15 protein-coding genes and 1 tRNA gene are annotated in these 20923 nt (G+C 67.5%); 3 read left to right on the plus strand and 13 right to left on the minus strand.

Translation table 11 applies throughout. The features are described 5' to 3' along the window. Positions 1-137 precede the first annotated feature (137 nt). Positions 138-677, plus strand: a complete 540-nt coding sequence (locus NR798_RS39605; RefSeq protein ID WP_375773900.1) for a transposase — start codon at positions 138-140, stop codon at positions 675-677. Here the strand turns inward: NR798_RS39605 and NR798_RS39610 are convergent. The 8 genes from NR798_RS39610 to NR798_RS39645 all read right to left on the minus strand — a co-directional run bounded on the left by NR798_RS39610 (position 642) and on the right by NR798_RS39645 (position 13206). Beyond that, positions 642-2174 (minus strand): AAA family ATPase, encoded by a 1533-nt coding sequence (locus NR798_RS39610; protein ID WP_375767762.1) that lies wholly within the window; start codon positions 2172-2174, stop codon positions 642-644. The two genes, NR798_RS39605 and NR798_RS39610, sit on opposite strands and share 36 nt — an antisense overlap. Beyond that, on the minus strand, positions 2171-5434 hold the full coding sequence (locus NR798_RS39615) for a hypothetical protein (RefSeq protein ID WP_375767763.1): 3264 nt from the start codon (positions 5432-5434) through the stop codon (positions 2171-2173). Before NR798_RS39615 ends, NR798_RS39610 begins: the two co-directional genes overlap by 4 nt. Further along, positions 5434-7356 carry a hypothetical protein gene (locus NR798_RS39620; RefSeq protein ID WP_375767764.1) on the minus strand — a complete coding sequence of 641 codons (1923 nt, stop codon included), beginning with the start codon at positions 7354-7356 and terminating at the stop codon, positions 5434-5436. Before NR798_RS39620 ends, NR798_RS39615 begins: the two co-directional genes overlap by 1 nt. Before the next feature lie 855 nt (positions 7357-8211). Next, positions 8212-10080: a hypothetical protein gene (locus NR798_RS39625; RefSeq protein WP_375767765.1), complete on the minus strand. Its 1869-nt coding sequence runs from the start codon at positions 10078-10080 to the stop codon at positions 8212-8214. Further along, a complete protein-coding gene (locus NR798_RS39630; protein WP_375767766.1) occupies positions 10077-11129 on the minus strand; it encodes a hypothetical protein in 1053 nt (350 codons plus the stop codon). The genes NR798_RS39625 and NR798_RS39630 overlap by 4 nt, the downstream gene beginning before the upstream one ends. Beyond that, positions 11126-12052: a hypothetical protein gene (locus NR798_RS39635; protein WP_375767767.1), complete on the minus strand. Its 927-nt coding sequence runs from the start codon at positions 12050-12052 to the stop codon at positions 11126-11128. Before NR798_RS39635 ends, NR798_RS39630 begins: the two co-directional genes overlap by 4 nt. Further along, entirely contained in the window at positions 12049-12918 is an 870-nt protein-coding gene (locus NR798_RS39640) for an RNA polymerase sigma factor (protein WP_375767768.1), read from the minus strand. The genes NR798_RS39635 and NR798_RS39640 overlap by 4 nt, the downstream gene beginning before the upstream one ends. A gap of 211 nt (positions 12919-13129) precedes the next feature. Continuing rightward, positions 13130-13206: transfer RNA gene (locus tag NR798_RS39645), tRNA-Pro, on the minus strand. A 252-nt stretch (positions 13207-13458) separates the two neighbouring features. On the opposite strand from NR798_RS39645, the gene NR798_RS39650 reads away from it, so the two are divergent. Next, complete coding sequence (locus tag NR798_RS39650) at positions 13459-13842, plus strand: two-component system response regulator (RefSeq protein WP_375767769.1); 384 nt, start codon at positions 13459-13461, stop codon at positions 13840-13842. Positions 13843-13851: 9 nt separating this feature from the next. Here the strand turns inward: NR798_RS39650 and rpe are convergent, their stop codons facing one another. Continuing rightward, positions 13852-14505, minus strand: coding sequence for a ribulose-phosphate 3-epimerase (gene rpe, locus NR798_RS39655; protein ID WP_375767770.1), 654 nt, complete (start codon positions 14503-14505; stop codon positions 13852-13854). 142 nt (positions 14506-14647) lie between these two features. Here rpe and NR798_RS39660 point away from each other — a divergent pair, with 142 nt between their 5' ends. Beyond that, positions 14648-16162 (plus strand): HD domain-containing phosphohydrolase, encoded by a 1515-nt coding sequence (locus NR798_RS39660; protein WP_375767771.1) that lies wholly within the window; start codon positions 14648-14650, stop codon positions 16160-16162. A 221-nt stretch (positions 16163-16383) separates the two neighbouring features. On the opposite strand, the gene pyk is transcribed toward NR798_RS39660, so the two are convergent. The 4 genes from pyk to NR798_RS39680 all read right to left on the minus strand — a co-directional run bounded on the left by pyk (position 16384) and on the right by NR798_RS39680 (position 20905). Next, positions 16384-17814: a pyruvate kinase gene (gene pyk / locus NR798_RS39665; RefSeq protein WP_375767772.1), complete on the minus strand. Its 1431-nt coding sequence runs from the start codon at positions 17812-17814 to the stop codon at positions 16384-16386. A 101-nt stretch (positions 17815-17915) separates the two neighbouring features. Beyond that, positions 17916-18809: a hypothetical protein gene (locus NR798_RS39670; protein WP_375767773.1), complete on the minus strand. Its 894-nt coding sequence runs from the start codon at positions 18807-18809 to the stop codon at positions 17916-17918. A gap of 75 nt (positions 18810-18884) precedes the next feature. Next, on the minus strand, positions 18885-19448 hold the full coding sequence (locus NR798_RS39675) for a YkgJ family cysteine cluster protein (RefSeq protein ID WP_375767774.1): 564 nt from the start codon (positions 19446-19448) through the stop codon (positions 18885-18887). Further along, positions 19445-20905: an NFACT RNA binding domain-containing protein gene (locus tag NR798_RS39680; protein ID WP_375767775.1), complete on the minus strand. Its 1461-nt coding sequence runs from the start codon at positions 20903-20905 to the stop codon at positions 19445-19447. Before NR798_RS39680 ends, NR798_RS39675 begins: the two co-directional genes overlap by 4 nt. Positions 20906-20923 lie beyond the last annotated feature (18 nt).

Genomic DNA, 20923 nt, shown 5'->3' on the forward strand with positions numbered 1-20923 from the left:
CGCAGGCCGCTGGTTCGATTCCAGCCGGGGCCACTCGCCCTGCTTCCCAAGTCCCCGTGGCGTTCAGTGACGTTCAGGCGCGTTCGCTGGATTGGGTACCCGTTTGGTACCCGGTTCGCTCCTCTTGATGCGCTGTCCTGGTCGCCAATACGCACCTCCATGCCAACGACAGGCAGGGGCTGGAGCGGCTGTGCCGCTATGGGGCGCGCGGCGCGCTGGCGCTGGAGCGCCTGTCGCGAATGGAGGATGGCCGCTTGGCGTACCGGATGAAGCGCCCGCTGCCCGACGGCACCACGCGCCTCTTCTTCACCGGGCTGGAGCTCCTTCGTCGTCTGGCGTCGCTGGTGCCTCCACCTCGGGCAAACCTCACAAGGTTCCACGGCGTCTTCGCTCCAGGCGCGAAAGTGCGGCCATTTCTGCTCTCTCAATCGGAGGCGGAGCCGGGGCCGGAGGAGGAGAGCCCGGCCCTGGCTGCGACGGTGGAGTCAACGAAGGAGCGCACGCCGCGATTGGATTGGGCGGGGCTGCTGCGCCTTACTTTCGCGCTGGATGTCCCAGACGGGCCCACTCGACTGGGAGTGCGAGTTCTCCTGGAGCTGAGCATCTCCTGCACACGATGGTGGAGCGCCTCCGATGGGAGCTCAGCGTCGGGTGGGAGAAGCAGGCAGGTCACGTGAGCGCACCTCCAGTCGCGCCAGGAGATCCACCAATCCATCGACGAGCCCATCCCGCACGCGCTCCCACTGGTCGGAGTGATCCGGGTTCGGCTGACCACAGTGGCGCCGGAACACCTCCCCCTGGTTCTGGTACCGCTCGCTCGGGCGTTCCGCATCGTCCCGTTGATCCGGGTCGTGATCGTAAAAGTGCCGCAAGGCGACTAGCTCCTTGTACGGAGCGCTCGCCTTGAACTCGGTCAGCAGCGGCTCGGGGATTCGCCAGGTGCCCGCGCTGTTTCGCGCCCCTTCGCAGAGAACCTTGAAGAGGTGATCCACTGCGGCCTTCAACCCCGCCTGGTCCCTGACGGGACGGTTGAGGGGGTAGTAGTGCAGCGATTCATCGGTGTGCAGGAACATCTGCACATAGCCGAGCCGCTTGATGTTGCTGTTGAGCGCAGCCATGAGCATGTGCAGGCGCTCTGTCTTCGCCACGCGGTTCGGCCCCTCCCCCACCTGCATCTCGGGCGGAATACGGCCCAGTCGATTGCTGACCTCGATGAGCCAGGCAGGCCGGATGACACTGCCCGCCGCGTCGATGAAGCCCTCCTGCTTCGCCGAACTTCTGTGTTCGTTAGAGACGGCCGGACCCGCCTCCAGGAGGAACTCCCGCGTCCCGGGCTGCAGGTCGCGCCAGAACCCGGAGAGGAACCCGTTGACGTCCTCCCGCCGCTGCTCCAGCACATCCTCGACCTGAGCCGCGTCCAGCTCTCCCTCCACCTCCAACTGCTCCACGGCCAGCGCGTGGGTCAGCGCCATGACCGCGGCCCCCAACCCTCCCACTGCCCTCCAGATCGGCTCGTGCCAGCGCTCGAAGCTCGCACTCCCCAGGTCACGCCCCACCCGCTTGCACAGCTCGTGAACGTCACGCCGCTCCATCATCCCCAGCTTCTCGGGCGTACAAACCCCGAGCAGGCGCGAGCGCTCATCGGACACCTCCTCGACGATGAGGCTCGGCTTGAGCCGGGTCGCGAAGAGGTAACAGAAGCGCTTGTGCTCCTCCTTCAACCTCCGCAGTAGCGCCTGCTCGTCCGTTCCCAGGTTGAGCGCGATCTGATCGAACTCGTCGAAGACGAGCAGGATGGAGTTGTCCGCACTCCTGCCGGCCAGCATCTCGAAGCGCTGGCGAACCGGGGCCGAGCCGGACGGACGGAGCTCGGGCGGAATCCTGGCCAATACGCGCTCCAACAACCCATCAAAATCGGTGGGCACCAGGTCCGAGGCGTCCAGATAGACCACGGTGCTTCCCTGCTGCTGAGCCTCGGATGCGAGATTGCGGGCCAGCGAGGACTTCCCTCCGCGCCGGGGCCCATGAATCCACCCCGCCGTGGTTTGCTCCTGACTGACGACGCCCATCAATCGGTTCAACGCCCGTGTGCGGCCCACGAAGTAGTTGAACCGCTGCATCCCGTTGCGGACCGCGAGCTGCTCGAGAACCTGCTTGCGCTGTGGCGCAGTCATGCCGACGCCCTCCTGATGAGACACTCGCCCAGCATCCCGATGACGATCTGAAAACGAGTAGCGTTGTTGGCGGCACGGCGGACCAGGGGGCGGTCACTGGAGCACAGCGCATCCAGTTGAACCTGCACCTGCTCGACGGTCACTTCCTCCCCGAGCCCCGCCATCTGATGGACCACTTCCTTCACCGAGACGAAGTCCCGGGTGCGGGCGACGGCGCGGTGCGCAAGCGCCAGCCCGTGCATCACCGGACCGTTCTGGCCGATGAGCGCCAAGTAGTCGGTGAAGTAGGTCTCGTTCGCGAGGATTTCATCCTCGATGACCTCCTGCACGTCCAGGGGTGTGACGATGTCGCGTCCCGCTTCGATCATCCGGGCAAAGAGATAGTGGCAGACGACCTGGAGCAAATAGGGCTGAAGCCCCGTCATCCGGAAGAGCAAATCGCGCGTGACCGGAGGGAGGGAGAACGAGTTGCGCGCGTACTCCACCACCTTGATGGCCTCGGCCTCCGAGAACCGGTCCACCCGCACCGGGTCCAACAACCCGAAGAGCCGGGTCTGGTAGTTGGACTGGAGCAGCACGGGAAGCCCAGCGAAGATCATCCGGAGCGCCTTGCAGTGGAGCAGCGCCTTGCGGAGGGCGCCCAGGACCTCCGGTTGGAACGCCTCCTGGGGCTTGAGCGGTTGCACCTGCCGCGCCTGCCGCTCCTCGGAGACGGAGACCAGCTTGAGCAGCCAGTCCAACTCGTCCATCACCAGCAGGATTCGCTTCTTCATCGGCAGCGCGGCCAGGGACGTGGTGAAACGCTCGAAGGCCCCATAGGGCTCCCGATCCAACTCGGGGCGATGGAACACGACCTGCTGCTGGTACTCCTTGGGAACGGCCTCGAGGATTTTCTCGCACAGGTAGATGAAGAAGCTGACGGTCGTCTCGGACCTAGGGCGATCCTCGACGCTCACGTACACCGGGTGATAGTGCCGCAGCACCTCGGGGTCCTGCATCGTCTTCTTGAGGATGCTCGTCTTCCCGATGCGGCGGATGCCCACCACCAGCGGGGTGCGGTCCTGGTCGCCTCCCACGATCGCATCGCGGATCTGCTTGAGCTCCTTGTCTCGCCCGATGAAGTGCTCGCCCGTGACGGCCTCACCCATGGTGTAGGGACTCTTCCGCCGACGCCGGTCATTGGGGTGGAAGGCGACGGGGAAGGTCTCCTTGGCGGCGATCTCCCTGCCCGCCAGGAGGACGGCCCGAAAGCGGCACTCCGAGTGTTCGTCCGCGAGGTTCTCGTCCAGCTTGACCAGCAAGTTCACCTGCTGGTTGGCGCCCGGCTCCAGGCTCCCTACACCCAACTCGACCTGGCTGCCTCCGTTGTAGAACTCAATCCCCTTGCCCAGCAGGCTCTTGAACCCCGTCGCCAACGACAGCTGCACGGACACGTCCTCGGAAGCCGAGTCTCCGAGGTTCTTCACCAGCAAGGGGATGAGCACCTCGTCGGAGCGCTCACGTGGCCGGAGGATCTGCACCAGCGGCTGAACCATCAGGTGGTGCGTGGAGCGAGCCTCGCCTCCCTCGACCCTGCTCGTCAGCAGCGCGGGCAGCAACTCCAGCACCTCGTCCACGGGGGCCAGCGAGTCACGCGGCAGCTCGGCCAGCAGCGCCTTGATGCGCTCGGCATGCTGAAGCACCACGCTGCGCGTTGCCGGAGAGACGGAGCGCTTGTCCAGGCCCACCAGCTCCTGTGCGACGGAGTCCAACGCGGACGTGAGTTCCTGCGGTGGCGACGCCGGGGCGAGCAACGCGGCGATGCGCTCTAGGGTGCTCTCCGGCTCGCTGGCGACCCGCTGGGGCTTGAGGAGGGCAGAGACATAGGCCCTCAGCAGCTCGCGCTCGGCCCCGAAGAGCGAGCGCGCAATGTCGAGGAAGGCCTCACCCACGGCCAAGCGCGGGAGATCTGCCGCCAGGGAGGCGATGAGCTGCGCATGTCCGTTATCGCGCAGCCAGGCGAACATCTGCTGGGGACGATCTAGCCAATCCAGGGCCTGGGGGCCCGTCTCACGAGTCGGCTGTGTGGCCAACAAGCGGGGCCATGCGCGGGTGGTGATGAGACCACACGCAGCTTGCTCGAACGACTCCTCATCGACAACCTGGCGGGCCTCGAAGAAGCACTGGAGCGCGTCGCGGAACAGCTCGGTGGCGATGCGATACTGGCGCTGCGCCAGCAGGCTGCGGCCCTCGTGGAGGAACCCATACCCCATGGCCCCGTGCTGCAGCACCGCGTCCTCCGTGGAATGCGCGATGCTGATCCAGAGTACCGAGGACTCCTTGTCACTGCGCACCCTATCGGGGCGAGTGGCGAGTCGCTTGAACTCCTCCGCGTTCTTCATGCCGAAGAGCGCGGGACGTACCGCGCGGAAGACGATGCCCGACATGATCGAGAGCGCAACGGGAGAGGACCGGGTCACCTGTGGGTTCGAGACCCGCGCGGGCAGCTTCGTGGGCAGGGGCGCGGCGACTGCGGCGAACGCGGCCAGTTCGGCCTGAAGCGCCGCATCCCGCAGCGGCCACTCCGCCTGGACGACCGCCTCCACCAGCGACTCCCGGCGCCCCAGGACCAGACCGGGGAGCAGTCTCAGCAGGTTGGCCTCAGGCCCTTCGGAGGAGCGGGAGTTCTCCACGAAGGAGAGGGCACGATCGAACGCCGTGCGGGCGAGCGCGAACAGCCGGGAGCGTCTCGCCCGAGCCTCCTGCTGTGCCATCTCCCGCAGGGTGGTCACCTCCCGCTTGAGCTGCTGAAGCCGCTCGGACGTCCCCAGCACCTTCTCCATGGCGGAGACCTCGGAGGGGCGGCTCTCGGGCAGCTCGAGGTCCATCATCTGCAGCCGGAGGTCATCGGCGATCGCGGTGAGCTCGGGCACGTCCGGCTCCAGGTCCGAGAGGTACCCCTGGAGCTCATCCATCTGCTTGCGACAATGCAGGCGGAGCTGCTGGTACAACTCGTCGAGCTTGTGGATGAGGGGCTCGGAGAGCACCGCACCGGTGCCCTGCACCTTCGTCGCGAGGCGCAGCGCGGGAGCGCGCTCACCCGCCTCGATCGCACGGGAGACGAGCACCTCGAAGGTGCGCCTGCCGGCGAGCAGCTCCAGGTAGCCGCGCAGCCACCCCTCCGCATCGGGCTCGTGCGTGGGCTGGAGCAGGAGGGGGTCGATGCCCGCGTGGCGCACCATCTCCTGCGGGGGGATGAGGTAGAAAATCTCGGTCGACATCACAGTCTCTCCATCGCCCGCTGGTAGATGTAGCGGAGCGCGGAATTCCCGGGGAGCCGCTGGAGTTCCTGCTTCAACTCGGAGTGCAGGTCCGGCTCATTACGGGAGAGCCCCTCGCGAATGGGCAAGCCCCCCAGGTAGGGGAGCGCGTCCTCGATACGCTTGAGGCGGTACATCTGATCGACAAGGTACTTCTTCATGGGAGGCAGCGCGGGATGCCTCGCCTCGGGCAGACGCTGCTCACGCCCGACCTCCTCGATGAACACCAGCGGGTCGAGTTCCTGGAAGCTCCCCGACTTCTCCAGCTCCTCGAACAGCTGCGTGAGACGATCCTTGAACAGCCGCTGGTAGTCCGAGGCGTAGTCCCAGCTGCGGTAGCACGACTCCTTGCGCAGGTCGTGGTCCCATTCCTTCAGCGCCTGTCGGGCCGAGCTCAGGGCCTGTTGGCGCGCCACATGGTCCACCGGGGCCCCGGACTTGAGCTCGGGCATGAGCCACCGACCGACCAGCGCCGGGCGGAACCGCTCCGCCTCGCGCAGCAGCTCCGACTTGAGGAACTGGAGGTTCTCGAAAGGCCCCCGGTTGCCGGTGCGGATGGCGAGGTAGAGCAGCACCACCACCTCATCGGTGCGCTCGTGCAGCCAGCTCGCATCCTGGAGGAAGTTCTGGCCAATGAATTCGTGGGCCGCGGTGCTCCGGTCCGCCAGTTCCACGAGGAAGACCAGCAACGACTCGTACGCGGGGCCCACCTGGAGACGACGGGAAGCATGCACCGCCATGCTGGCGAGCAACACCGCGTCCGCGTGGCGCTCCATCTGGACCAGGGCGCTCAGCAGCTCGGTGAGCAGGGGCTCCGCGAGCTGGCCATCCAAGGCCATCGCGGCCAGCCGGGGGATCCGCTCGGAGAGCGGCAGGCGCGAGATCTCGATCCGAGCGAGAACGCCGCGCAGGTCCGCCGGCAGGCGCTCACGCGCCGACCCCACCACGTCATAGAGCCCCTCCGCGTCATAGAGGGCCTCCGGAACGATCGTCAGGTAGGGCAGGACATCCAGTTCCTTGAGGCGCTCCACCACGCCCCCCGCCTCGCACAGGCTGCTAAAGAGCCGCCATGTGCCCTGAGGAATCGGGAGTTCTTGGTCGAGCACCGCGATGAGGGCCGAGTCGAGCAGTCGCCGCCCCCTGGCGGGCTCGTGCGCCAGGGCCACGCCGTCCCACTTGAGGGCCTCGAGCAAGTCCTTCGGACGCCGCAGGGCACGTGACGTCTGGGAGCTTCGCTCCTCCCGGGCCTTGTTCTCGTAGAACTCCAGCCGCTTGAGCAGGGAGAGCGACTCACGTGCCTGGCGGGCAAGCTTCTCGTCGCTGGAGAGGAGCTGGCGGAACGCGCGTTGCTCGTCGAGGAGGGGCTTCAGCTCATCCTGCCGCGCCCGCAGCTCCCGGAGCGTCTTGATCCCCGGCAAGTCCTCGGGAGGCTTGAGCTCGAGCCGCTCGAACTCCGCGATCAGCTCCGCCCGTTGCTGCTGCAGCTTGAGCGTGCCGCGGCTCTCGGCCTGCTGGAGGCAGTCATTGAGGGCCGAGAGATAGGCCTCGCCCAGGAGAAGCTCCGAGACGGCTGCTTCCGGGAAGGGCCCAGGGGAAGCAACCTCATGGGCCGCCAGCTTCTCCTCCACCGCGCGGACATGCTGAGCAATGAGGTCCTTGAGCGAGAGGAGACGAGGCGCCATCTCCACCATCTGCTCGATGCGCCCACGAGCCAGAAGCGCTGTGCTCTCCCGCGTCGCGCTCTGGATCTGCTCCACCAGCCCCCGAAGTGCCTCGACCTCGGGGAGCAGGGCCTGGGTCCTCGGAGAAGGGGCCTCCACGTCCGGGCTCTTCGTCGGAGCGACGGGCAAGGAGACCTTGGGCGCCTCGACCACTGGGGCCACCGGTTCCACAGGAGGCGCTTCGGTACGCGCGGGCACTGGCGCCCCCACGGTCGCTGGCGTAGGCGGGACCCTGGGAGCAGGGCTCACCTGGGGTGGCTGTACCGCCTCGGGTGGCTTCGGACTGGATTGCCGAGGGCTCGTCTTGGGCGTCGAGGGAGAAGCGGAGGGCGGCGTATTGAGGTTCTGTGTGCCCCGGCCCGAGCGAGACAGCCAGCTCTTGACCGTCTCTTCGAAGGACTCCCCCGTCATGCCCTGGGCGAAGCAGGACGCTAGGTCCGCGAAGATGTGGTCGAGCAAGTGGGAGGAGCCCTTCAGGTCCTGAAGGACCTGCTGAAGCTCGGGGGGCTCACCGCCCTTCGAGACCGTCCACTCGTGATAGTAGGTGATTCGCTCGCGAAGCTGTTTGGAAGCTAGGTGCTCCCGCAGGAGGGAAGGAGGGAACAGGGTTTCCGCGCGCCGTCCCCACCACGAGAAGAGAAGCGCCGTCGCTGGACAATACTTTCCCGTGTAGGCATCGAGCTGAACCCGGAACCGCGCCGTCAGCGGAGTGAAGGCGGCCCGCCGGGTGAGCTTCACCTTCGTCAGCTGCCTCCACTGCTGCTCCAGGCCCAGAGCATCCATCACCCAGTTAATCGCGTGGGCATCGGACTCGGCGACAATCGATATGAGGTCCGCGTCGGGCAGCGCTTGGAGCAGCTTGCAGACAGCCTTCTCCCAGCGCCGGTAGAGCCGATTCAGCCGCGATATGGGAGAGAGGTTGTCCAGCGGCTCCTCCTCGGGCGGCACCTGCTGGGCATCCTGGGTGACCGCGCGCGGATTGTTCGCAGTGGTCATGGTTCCTGTCCGTCTCCCCGTTCAGTACTGCTCGGCCGAAACGACGGACAGAATGACCTCTTGGAGGGCGGAAGGCGAGTTTGCCCGAAGGGCCCGCCCGGTGCGCAGGAACCTCCGGGCGCTCCGGTAGGGTACGGCCCTCAATCCCGTCCGAAGCCATTGCGTCGCCTTCGAGAGCTCCCCTCCCCCCTCCAGCTCCGCGAGGGCCGCCTCCAGGAAGACCAACCCGCTATGCCAGCCGAACAGCTTGCCTGGCCGGGCGCAGAACCGCTCGGCTGCCCGGTGGAGCACCGCCTCGCGCTCGTTCACACGGGTGAGACAGCGGAGCGCGGCGGCATCACGGATGCGCTCCAGGCCGAAGCGCGGCCAGGGGGATTCGAGTCCCTCCAGGGCTCGGAGCGCCTCCGCGTGGAGCTGCTTCCAGAGGACGAGGCTGCCCGGGGAGGCCCTCGACTGGCGCAGCCACGCATTCAGCCGAGCGTAGTCCAGGAACGCCCGCTGGGCACGCTTCGGACCGTCCTCCATCCGGTACTCGCAGTGCTGAAGGCCCCGCTCATACTCCTGCTCGGCGTCAGCGAACCGGCCAGCCCGGCCCAGCGCTTCGATGAGGTAGCAGTGGTTGCGCGCGCATTCCAAGGGGTTCGACCGTTCGAAGTACTCCAGTGCGGTCCGAAGATGGGGGAATCCCTCCTCGACCCGTCCCATCGCCACGAGGATCTGCCCGAGGGTACTGAGTGCCTTCACCTTCTCGTCATGGACGCGCAGCTGCTGGCCCAGCTTCCAGGCGAGCTCTGCCTGTTCCCGGGCCTTCTCGAAGAGGTAGCTGTCGCGATAGGCATTGGCGAGATGCGTGCGGGCGGCCACCTCGTCCGTGGCATCCACCTCCTCGGGGTTGAGCTGCTCCACCGCGAGGCGCAGCCGGTCCAGCCCGGCCAGCTCCAGCCTGTCGCAGTGCGTCCAGCACGCGGCGGCCCGAGCCACGGCGAAGATGCGTCGCGTGCTGGGCAGGGCTGAGGAACGCACGAACAGTTCGAAACGCTCCGCGAACTCAGGCCACCTGCTCCCTTCGCTGTTGCGCTTGTAGCGCATGTCCAACCAGGCGAGGTCCGCCATGACATCCTGGGCCGGTGGTGGGCGGCAGACGCGAGGCGAGAGCCAATCAGGGCCGAAGGCCCGGGCCAGCGCATCCGCCACGCTGCGCACCGGGGCACACCGCTGGGAGGGCTCGAGCTCGGCGGCATTGGCGGCGGGAAGGACCAGCGATGCTGCCGCGGACAGGACCACTTGGCGCTTCGTCAGCACATGCTCGACCCGTCCCACCCGGGTCTGCCCGCCAGGAAGAGGCGACTCCAGGGCGCCCGTGAAGGCGAGTCCAGGAGGCACGGGGGCCTGGGCGAGGACGGACCAGGTGGCCACGGCGGCGGCCAGCCCCAGTGAGCGGCCCTCCACCTTCTCGGGCAGGTCCAGCTCATTGCCGCTCAAGTCCAGGATGCGGAACCGGAGCTGGCAGGGAATGTCCAGGGAGCGCACATGCGGGTAATGCAGGAGTGCCGCGTAGGCGGCCTCTCGAAGGCTGGTCGCCGTGCCCGCAGACAGACAGGTGGGCAACGGAACCTCCTGCATGGAGTCGTTGTGCTCGATGGAGACGACGATGGAGACGAGGAAGGCACTCTCCTTCCAAGCGACCACCCCCAGCGCATGCCCCAACGCGCCCGCTTGGGGCGCCAGCCCCCACTCCAGCAACTTCTCGCGTAGGTCCGGCGGCGCCCAGAAAGGGACTCCCTGGGGAATGACGTCACGAATGTGCTGCTTGATGATGGAGCGAGGATCCGCGGAATAGCGTTCCACAGCCTCCGCCAGCCGTTGCCGCAGCTCTTCCATGAGAATCATGTCTGGAGTTGCTCCAACGTCAATTGAACACGCGCATCGCCATAGCGAACCTGAACTTCGCCAGGTTCCGAGACAGCAATCAGCACCTGCCCGTGTTGGATGGATTCCACCACGGGGCCCTGGAAACCATCGTGTGCTCCGGGGTGCTCACGCGAGAGGAAGAGCACCCATCGTGGGCCATCGCGCTGCACGTAGAGCTCCGAGCTATCTTGGAAGGTATAGATGAGCGCATCGATGCCCGGCGTCTCGTAACGAAGAGAGCTCGTCGTAGCGGCGACGGCACGCGTGGGCAGACGCTTCGCCACTGTAACATTGGGAACGTGTTTATGAACGAAGAGGTGGACGACATTGCGAGGTGCCTCTTGGAAGACCTCGAAATCCTCCAAGAGTTCCTCGTAGTGCTTCCGCAGCTCCTCGTCCTCCTCCAACTCGCGGAGGACGCGGCGCTCCAGTGTAGGGTCGGCAAGTCCCTGGCTCACCCGCAGCAATTGTTCATTCTTCAAGGCGGGTGGACCATGAACCTCGGAATGCCGCCGAGGTTCGGTATCCTCGGCGGGCGGAACCAGACTCCAAGCCGTGTCCGCCGCATTCCAGGCGGAGGCCAGGGCCTCGTCCCTCATCCAAGCGATGGCGCCAAGACTCCGCGCGTGAGACCGGAGCCGCTCGTCGAACCGAGCAAGTTCCGCTTCCACGGCGCCCGCCACGCTCTCGAGATGCAAAGCGCGCAGCCCCACCGCGCGAACCTGCCAGCAATCCCTGTCATTGAGGACATCCGCCAGGGCACGTTCGGCCTGGAGCGCGAGTTCATCGTCGACATCCTCGAGCGCAGCCTCTGCTTGTTCCAAGCGCAGGACGAGGATGTCAAGCTCGGGCTGAAGCGCGGCCTTGAGCAGGAACTCGCGCTCCAGCAGGCGCAGCCGTGCGTCCTCGGCCAACTCTCCCCGCGTCTCGACAGCATACCGGCCGCGAACGAACAGCGCGGTGGAGAGGTCGTCCAAAGACAGCGGCTCCCTCTGGAGGAACATTGCAAGCGTCATGACCCAGTTCATGGCGATTCTTTTCCGTGAGTTCGTGCGAGGGAGCGCCAGTTGTCTGGTGTATGGAAGAGCATCGAGGCTTGCCCTTCTCGCGTCACTCGTTGCCGGATTTGGAGGTGATTGAACCAGCGAGTGAGCGTCTTCGGCCCAAGCTGATGCTCTCCCTCGGCGTGTGCGTCATAGGCAGTGACGAGAGACAGGTTATTTGCCTGACCACGAGCCACCACCAACAGGCCACGGTCATCCAGAAAATGCATCACATCCTCGCCTGCTTCTCGCGAGTGGGCATGGCGAGCGCCCGGACCAGAAGAAGTCTGGAGGAGGGCCTCGTAGACCGCTCGCTGGAACCCCTCACGCAGTGGGGCCAGAATCCGCACGCACTCGGCCCGCGCAGGCGCGGAGAGGGCCTGATAGAGGCGGATGGGTGGGTTTGCATTGGGATCCCGATCCTGGAGCAACTGCTTCCATTCGCCACAGCCCACCTTCTCCAAGGCAGACAAGAACTCCCCTGGCTCGATGTTCCGTCCCAGGGTCTTCGCCCACCACACCACGCTGGCCTCGGGGTCCCAGCTCCCCACCCCCAGCACGTGTTTGATGATTTTCAAGTCACAGGTCTGCAGGTGCGTAAAGCCTTGCACCCGCCAGGGTCTAGCATCGCTCTCCACGCTGACGGCGAAACGACCGGCCAAGCTCAAGGTCCTCGCCTCCTCGTTCTCCCACTGTGCTTCCTCGACACCAGCGCACAGGGCCGTCAGCACCTTCTCCCGGAGCGGAGCGCTCCATTGGAAGAACTGGAGGTCCGTGAAGGCATGGACGCTGCCAGCCAGCACCTGGGCGAACCCATCCTCGACCTCGAACCGGGCCACGGGCGTCTTCTTCCCCAACAGCCGGAGCGCGTGCTGCTCGGGGAGCAGTTCCACGAACCGGATCTTCATGACGTCTTCCCTACCTGGAGCAGGCCACGGGCGAGTCCCTCGAGCCGCTCGCGCTCCAATGGGCCAGTAGTCCGAGCCGCGGCCAGCGAGCCATAGTGCAACGCCTTCTTGCCCCTCTCCACCTGCTTGGACACCAAATTCTGGAGGCGAGGATCCGGGCCTTCGCAGCCGCGCTCCTTGGCCACGTCCAGGCAGCGACGGCCATGCAGCTTGACCTGCCGGAAGGAGTCGATATCCCTGGCCACCTTATCCACCGTCGCCGCCACCTCGTCCGCCCGCGCATCCCGGTAGAGGTCCACCGGCTCACGCGTCTCGATCAGCTTCCTGGCCGCCTCTTCCGCGATGTCGACGAGCTCCTCGAAGACGCTCTGCGCATCCTCCCCGGTCGCGACGGCCTCGTCGTCCGTCTGGGACAACTCCGCCAGTGCCTGCCGGGCCCGGGCTTGCGCGCGGAAGAAGTCCGCCATCTTCCGGTAGACCACCGTGAAGGCCCAGGCCCACGCGGCACGCTCGGCGTACTCCGGCGAAGCGTGGTCAATCGCCCTGCACTGGTGCGCCTTGTCGAGCAAGGCCAGCAGCGCATCCTGGGCAATCTCCTTGGCTTCCTCGACCGGGCCCATCTTCTTGCGCGTGAGCGCGTGGACTGGTCCGCTGAGCAGCTCGACGAGGCGGGAGCGAGCGGCACACTGGCCGAGAGAGGTCGAGGCCTCCCTCAGCGCGCGCAGGACGTCACGCAGAGGAGTTTCAGATACCGGCTCTCTCATGAGCGGAGCATACCCGACGGGTTTGGTATCCGAGGCGGTGGAGCTGGAGGCCTTGGGGTGGAGCGAGGAGGAAGCCAAGCCAAGCCTGCATCCTGCCGCCATTGGGGGGAGCCATCGTCATTTGAAAGGAGCCTGCGGGTCAGTGGTTTCGGGTTGGTTTTTGCCTCCCAAGACCGCGACCCCCCCGCCGGTTCTGACAGAACCCCCTTCTCGCTCGGAAAGGGAGCGGGCATGGACGTGGATGGCCCGGGACCCTCAGAAAGACGAAGGGCGCGGACCCGAGGATTTCTCCAAGGATTCCGCGCCCTTCTGATGGTCGGGGAGACAGGATTCGAACCTGCGACCCCTTGGTCCCGAACCAAGTGCTCTACCAGGCTGAGCCACTCCCCGATACCGTTCTGCGCTTCGCCGGAACTGCTCTCGGGCCGTCGAAGTGGGCGGGGATGTACAAGACCCGCCCGGCCTAGTCAACGTCCTTGGATCAGCTTTTCATTCCGACGGCCCTCCGGGGGTTTTCAATGACCCGTAGGGCTCCCGGGACCCGGCCTCCTCGCTCGTAACCTGCCCATTTCACAGGGGGAGGGCCTCGGGAACATGGCTTGCTTGGCTCCTCCCCGAACAGCGCAGGCACCCCGGGGTCCCATGCTTCCTCCGGTCGTACTGATCTCCGATGACGAGCCGCTCGTTGTGTCCGCGCTTACCCGGGAGGCCCGGCGTTCGGGTCTCGCCTCGGTGGCGGATACCACTTCCGAGCATGTCCTCTCCCTGGCCCGCCGGCACCGGCCCGCGGTCATCATCCTGGACATCCACCAGCACCAGGACGGCCGCGACCTGCTCGCCCAGCTCAAGCAGGACCCCGACACGCGCGACTGCAAAGTCATCATCCTCAGCGGCGTGGAGGACCAGTTCACCCGCCACGTGTGCTTCGAGCTCGGTGCCGACGCCTACGAGGTGAAGCCCTTCGACCACACCTTCATGACGCGGGTGGCGCGGATGGCCGGCGTGCCGGCCGCCGCCGCGCTCTGAGGCACCCCCTCAGGGCCGCAGCGAGCGGATGGCCGCGGCGTAGTCCTTCGAGCCGAACACGTACGAGCCCGCCACCAGCACGGTGGCCCCGGCCTCCACCACCCGCCGGGCCGTCTCGGCGTTGATACCCCCGTCCACCTCGATGTCCGTGGACAGCCCCCGCGCGTCCAGCATGGCGCGCAGCCGGCGCACCTTGTCCACCGTGGACTCGATGAAGCCCTGTCCCCCGAAGCCGGGGTTCACGCTCATCAACAGCACCATCTCCACGTCCCCCAGCACCTCCTCCACCGCCGAGAGCGGCGTGGCCGGGTTGAGCACCACCGCCGGCTTCGCCCCCGCGTGGCGGATCTGCTGCAGCACCCGGTGCAGGTGCGTGCACGCCTCCACGTGCACCGTGAGGATGTCCGCCCCCGCCTTCACGAAGGCGTCGATGTACTTCTCGGGCTCGACGATCATCAGGTGCACGTCCAGGGGACGGGTGGCCGCCTTCTTGATGGCCGCCACCACCGGGGGACCCATCGTGATGTTGGGGACGAACCGCCCGTCCATGACGTCCACATGGACCCAGTCCGCCCCGGCGGCTTCCACCGCGCGCACCTCCTCGGCGAGGCGGCCGAAGTCGGAGGACAGCAGCGAGGGGGACACGAGGACGCGGCGGTTCATGGGCGCTACATAGCCACTTCCGCCCCCGGGTGGTACCCGCTTGCAGGGGGAGCGGGCAGGGGGGGAGGGGCGGGCCGTGCATCTTCCGTGCTAAGAAGATTCCTCCCAGGCCGTGCGCCGTCCTCCTTCGGAGCCATAACCGGTGCTTCCACAGACCCCGCCCGATCCTCCCGACCTTACCCGGCGCCTCAAGAAGCTCACGTCCATCCTGGACGTCACCAAGGCCATGAGCGCCGAGCGCGACCTGGACCTGCTGCTGCCCCTCATCCTCTACGAGGCCAGCAAGGTGGTGGAGGCCGACCGCTGCTCGCTCTTCGTGCTGGACCGCGAGCGCAACGAGCTGTGGAGCAAGGTGGCCCAGGGCTCCAAGAACGAAATCCGGCTGCCGGTGGGCAGCGGCATCGCCGGCCAGGTGGCCCAGACGGGGGAGATCATCAACCTCCCGGACGCCTACGCCGATGAGCGCTTCAACCGCACCTTCGACAACCTGAGCGGCTACCGCACCCAGAGCGTGCTCTGCGTGCCCATGCGCGACGCCAACGGCGAGGTCACCGGCGTCATCCAGTCGCTCAACAAGCTCAGTGGGCGCCCCTTCGACTCCGAGGACGAGGAGCTGCTGCTCGCCCTGGGCGCCCAGGCCGCCGGCGCCATCGAGAACGCCCTCCTCCACGAGGAGATCAACCGCCTCTTCGAGGGCTTCGTCTCCGCCTCGGTGGTGGCCATCGAGTCCAGAGATCCCACCACCGCGGGTCACTCGGGCCGCGTGGCCGACCTCACCGTGTCCATGGCCCGCGCCCTGGAGCACGTGCACACCGGGCCCTACGCCCACACGCGCTTCACCGCCACCGAGCTCCAGGAGGTGCGCTACGCCTCGCTGCTGCACGACTTCGGCAAGGTGGGCGTGCGCGAGCCGGTGCTCGTCAAGGCCGAGAAGCTCTACCCCCATGAGATGGAGGGGCTGCGCTCGCGCTTCCAGCTGGCTCGCAAGGACCTGCAGCTGCAGAGCTACCGCCGCCGGCTCGCCGCCGTGAAGCTGCGCGGCGTGCACCACATGGTGGAGATCGACGCCGAGGAGGACGAGCGGCTCCTCAAGGAGCTGAAGTACCTGGACGAGGTGCTCGAGTTCGTCCTCACCTGCAACCGGCCCACGGTGCTCGCCCAGGGTAATTTCGAGCGCCTGAAGGAGTTGCGTCACCTGCGATTCCAGGACTCCTTCGACCAGGAGCGCCCCCTGCTGCTCGACAAGGAGATCCACTCGCTCTCCATCGCCAAGGGCACCCTCTCCGAGGAGGAGCGCCGGGAGATCGAGAGCCACGTCGAGCACACCTACCGCTTCCTGTCGCAGATTCCGTGGACGCGCACCCTGCGCCGCGTGCCGGAGATCGCCTACGCGCACCACGAGAAGCTCGACGGCACCGGCTACCCGCGCGCCATCCCCGACACCACCATCCCCGTGCAGTCCCGGATGATGTCCATCGCGGACATCTACGACGCCCTCACCGCCAGCGACCGGCCCTACAAGAAGGCCGTTCCCCATCAGCTCGCGCTCGACATCCTCAAGCGCGAGGCCCAGAGCGGCCAGCTCGACATGGAGCTGTTCCGCATCTTCGTCGAGGCCGAGGTCCCCAAGCGCGCCCTCAAGGACTTCCGCGGGTAGCTGCCCGCGAGCACTTCTCCGCGAGCACTTCCCAGCGGACACAGCCCCTCTCCCCCCGGGAGAGGGACAGGGTGAGGGTATCTGGTGAAACCGGGTTGGGAACCCGTGCACCCTCTCTGGTTCACGGGTTCAAGAACGGACCCATGCACCCTCACCCCGACCCTCTCCCGAAGGGAGAGGGAGAGTAGGAGAGAGAGGACGTCGGCTGCACTCAGCCAGCGTCAGCTGCCGATGGTGTGCAGCCGCAGGCTGTTGATCTTGCCCGGCTGTCCCACTGGCGCGCCGTACACGATGACCACGCGGTCACCCTTCTGCGCCAGGCCCCGCGCCACCAGCTCCTCCTCCACGCGGCGCACCATCGCCTCCGTCTCCTGGATGGGCTCCAGAATCCGCGGCACCACGCCCCACAGCAGCGCCAGCCGGCGGCGCACTTCCTGGTTCGGGCTGAAGGCCACGATGGGCACCGGCGGCCGGTAGTGCGCCAGCAGCCGCGCCGTCACGCCCGACAGCGTGAACGCCGCGATCAACGACGCCCCCGCCTGCTTCGCCGCGTAGCACGCGCTCGCGGCGATCACGTCCGGGAAGTGCGACGGCAACCCCACCGGCGACTCCGTCGGCGCATTGAGCCCCTGCGCCCTCATCGTCGACTCGGCCGCCAGCACGATGCGCTCCATCATCTCCACCGACTCGCGCGGGAACTTGCCGCTCGCCGTCTCGCCCGACAGCATCACCGCGTCCGCCCCGTCGAACACCGCGTTGGCCACGTCGCTGGCCTCCGCTCGCGTGGGCCGCGGGTTGTCGATCATCGAGTTGAGCATCTGCGTGGCCACGATGACCGGCAGGCCCCGCATGTTGCAGCGGCGGATGATGTCCTTCTGCACCGAGGGCACTTCCTCGGGCGGAATCTCCACGCCGAGGTCTCCGCGCGCCACCATCACGCCGTCCGTCTTGTCCAGGATGGCGTCCAGCCGGGCGATCGCCTCCGGCTTCTCCAGCTTGGCGATGATGGGCACCGTGCGGCCCACCTCGGCCATCGCCGAGCGCGCCATGTCGATGTCCGCCGGGTGGCGCACGAACGACAGCGCGAGGAAGTCCACCCCCGCCTTGATGCCGAACACCAGGTCCTCCCGGTCCTTCGGCGTCAGCGCGTCCGCGCGCACCGCCACTCCCGGCAGGTTGATGCCCTTGTTGTTCTTCAGGATGCCGCCGTGCACCACCTGCGTGCGGATGAGCTGCTTCTTGTCCGTCTCGAGGACCTTCAGCTCCAGCAGGCCGTCATCCAGCAGGATGCGGTCTCCCGGGTTCACGTCCGCCGCCAGGAACGGGTACGTGGTGGACACGATCTCATCCGTGCCCTTCACCGTCTCGTCCGTGGTGATGAGGAACTCACCCCCCGGCTTCAGCTCGGTGCTGCCGGTGATGAAGCGGCCGGTGCGGATCTTCGGGCCCTGGAGATCTCCCAGGATACCGACCGCCTTGCGGACCTTCAGCGAGGCCTTCCGCAGCTTTTCGATGTTCTCGGCGTGGTTCTCGTGGCTGCCGTGAGAGAAGTTGAGCCGGGCCACATCCATTCCGGCTTCGATGAGGGCCTCGAGCATTTCCTGGCTCTGGGAGGCCGGACCAAGGGTGCAGACAATCTTCGCGCGTCGCATGGGCAAAACAGGATTGGGTCGGGCCACGTGCAGGGTCAAGCAGCGTCCGCACACGGCCTTCGATTGGTAAATTGGTAAAGCAGCGAGCAGGGGACCGCGTCTCAGCCCCGCAACAGCAGGTTCAGGTTCTCCCGCTCCCAACGCAGTGCGGCGGCGTAGAGCGGGAAAGCCTTCTCCCTGTCCCGGAAGGCCCGCGGGTGGTGCACCCGGCGGCCCGTCCCGTTCGAGCTGGGGAAGAGCTGGTGGAGCATCTCGTGGAAGATGATGAATTCCACGAAGTACGAGGGGACCTCGGGGCGATCCAACCCGGGATGGATGCGGATCTCCCGCGTCTGATGGTCGTAGACGCCCAGGCGGATGGACTTGCGCCGCCGCCGGGGAGGCATGCGGCCCCAGCCAATGCGCGCCTGGATGCTCCCGTGGAAGTAGACCCGGTTGAGCTGATCGAAGAGCACCTGCAGATCGAAGCAGCGGCCCCGGGGATCCAGGTCCGCCTCGGCCGCGTGGCGCTCCTGGCGGATGCGCGGCTGCTGGCCCCGGATGTAGTCGTCCAGCACGCCGCCCGCCAGGCGGTTGCCCCGGCCGGCGTAGTCCGCCACCGCGCGCACCACCGGCTCCGGCGCGTCGAGGAACATGTGGTGCAGCCGCAGCTGCAGCGCGTTGGCGCTGCGCCGGAAGGACACCATGGTGGAGCGGTTGTCCGTCACCGCCAGCCGCACCGGCATCCGCAGCTCCGCCGACAGCCGGAAGGCCAACGCCTCGGCCCGGGCCCACAACTCCTCCCGGGTGGCCGCCGGGACGTTGGGGTACGGGTTCCGCTCGGCGCTCTCCCGGTGGAAGTTCTCCGCGAGCGGCACCTCCTCCTCGTGGAGGGCGGTGGCCAGACGGTTGGAGGACTCCACCGCGCGAGTGCGCGTGGGCAGGGACGTGCCCCCCTCACGAAGGGGAGGGCGCGGGAAGAGGTGCATCTGATGGTGGGGCGGGAGCGACGACACGCGGACGGCATCGTACCCAGCGGCCTCCGGGACTCAAGGCCGGCGCAAGCCGCTCGCCTGCCCACCGTCTGCCCGTCAACCCCGACCGTGCGCCCGCGTCTCCTCCGCCAGTTGCTCTCCAAGCGACTCCACCGACTCCCGCGTCGTGCCAAAAGCCGCCAGCACGTCCTCCATGCGCTCGGCCTCCTCCACGCCCAGGCACGCTCCGCCGCCTGCTCGCGCCTCGGCCAGGTCACCGTAGCGGCTCATCTGCACGCTCCAGCTCCCGTCCGGCCAGCGCTCGAAGGGATAGAGCCGGCAGGCCACCGGCCGTACGTCGGAGGGCAGGCCACATCCCCTCCCCTTCTCGTGAAAGACGCAGGCGCCGTCACGCGTGGCCAGCGTCAGCCGCACCGGCCCTTTCCGGAAGTAGCCCCGGTAGAGCGGACGGCGCGCCTCGTACCGCGCCGCCTCTTCTTCCGTGAGGTACTCCTCGGCGACGAAGCGCCGGGGCGCCAGCCGCGTGTGCGCCACCATCCGCTCCACGTCCGCCCGCGTGAGCGTGGCCAATCGCTCGTCCTCCTTCACCTCGCAGCACGAGGCCCCCAGCACCACCGGACAGCGGGCGCATACCGGGCCTCTGGGGGGCTTCACGCTCATGGCACGGGCGGCGCCTCGCCTCCGCGCGTCTTCAACAGCCGATCCAACCGCTCCTGCTCCAGGCGCACCACCAGCGTCTTCTCCCGCGTGTACTGCACCCGGCCCGGCGCCCCGCCCTTCACCTTCTTCACGAACTTCACCGGCACCCAGCTCACCTCGCCCCGCGGCTCGCCCTTGGCCCCCGAGTGGTGCAGCGCCAGGTGCGCCGCATCCAATAGCACCTCCTGCGCCACCTCCACCCCCTTCTCCAACGGCACCACCACGTGGCTGCCCGGCAGCCCCCTCGCGTGCAGCCACAGGTGGTAGGGCCTCGCCACCTTGAAGGTGAGCGTGTCGTTGTCCTCGCCCCCCTTGCCCACCCAGATGCGCTGGCCTCCGTGCCCCACGTACTCCTTGAAGGGCCTCGCCTCCGGGGGGCCTTCCTCGGCCGCCGTCAGCTGCAGCACCTCCGCCTGCGCCAGCAACGAGGCCTCGTCCAGCGCCTCGAGCTGCTTCAGCGCCGCCTCCGCGTGCGCCACCTCGCGCGCCAGCTCCGCCTCGCGCTGCCGCGCGTGCTCCACGCCCCTCAGCAGCCGCCGGTACTGGTGGAAGTGCCAGTCCGCCTCCTCCTTCGGCGTCCGCTTCGGGTCCAGCGTCACCTGCACCTCCTCCATCCCCGACTCGGTGTACGCCGTGAGCGTCACCTCGGTGACGCCCCGCTTCAGGCGATAGAGGTTCTGGGTGAGCAGCTCCCCCAGTTGCCGGTGACGCTCGGCCTCGGGGCCCCGCGCCGCCTCCGCGCGCACTTTCTCCAGCGTGCGTCCGGAGCGCTTGAGCCGCGCCCGGTACGGCAGTGCCAGCCTCCGGCGGATGGCCTCGGCGCGGCTCGTCTTGTCCTTCGGGCCGATCAGCCGCTCGGCCGCTTCCGCGTACACGAGGACGTCCCCGGGGAAGGGCAGCAGGCGAGAGGTGGCGGCCCGGGCGCGGGCGAGGGCGTCCGCGGGCAACGGCTCCGGAGGCGTCCACTGCGCGCCCGGGTGCAGCGAGCGCCGCTGCGCCAGCCCCTCCCCGGAGAGCATCAGCACCCGGCCCGCCTCCGTCAGCAGCATCAGCCCGCCGGGCGAGCCCAGCTCCAGCACCAGCCGGCGCCGGGTGTCCTCGCTCTGGAAGTCGAGCGTCACCACCCGCTCCGCCTCCCTCCACGCGGCCCCGGCCAGCTTGAAGCCAATGAGCTCCTGGCGCAGCCAGCGCTGGAAGGGCGCCGGCTCTCCCGGCGTGGGAAAGCGCTCCTCCGCCACCGAGAGCCGCGACAGCTCGCCTTCCGCGCACAGGCACAAGAGGACGGAGCGCCCGGGCACCCGCAGCTCCAGGTAGGCCAGGCGCGACAGCGGGCACCACGCCTTCTGCACCACCGCGCCCGAGAGCTGCGCGGACACCTCCGCCACCACCTGCTCCAACTCCGAGGATCGCAGTGACACCCCAGTCCTCCTGGCTCG

The organism is Archangium gephyra (assembly GCF_042230915.1).
Lineage (GTDB): Bacteria > Myxococcota > Myxococcia > Myxococcales > Myxococcaceae > Archangium > Archangium gephyra_B.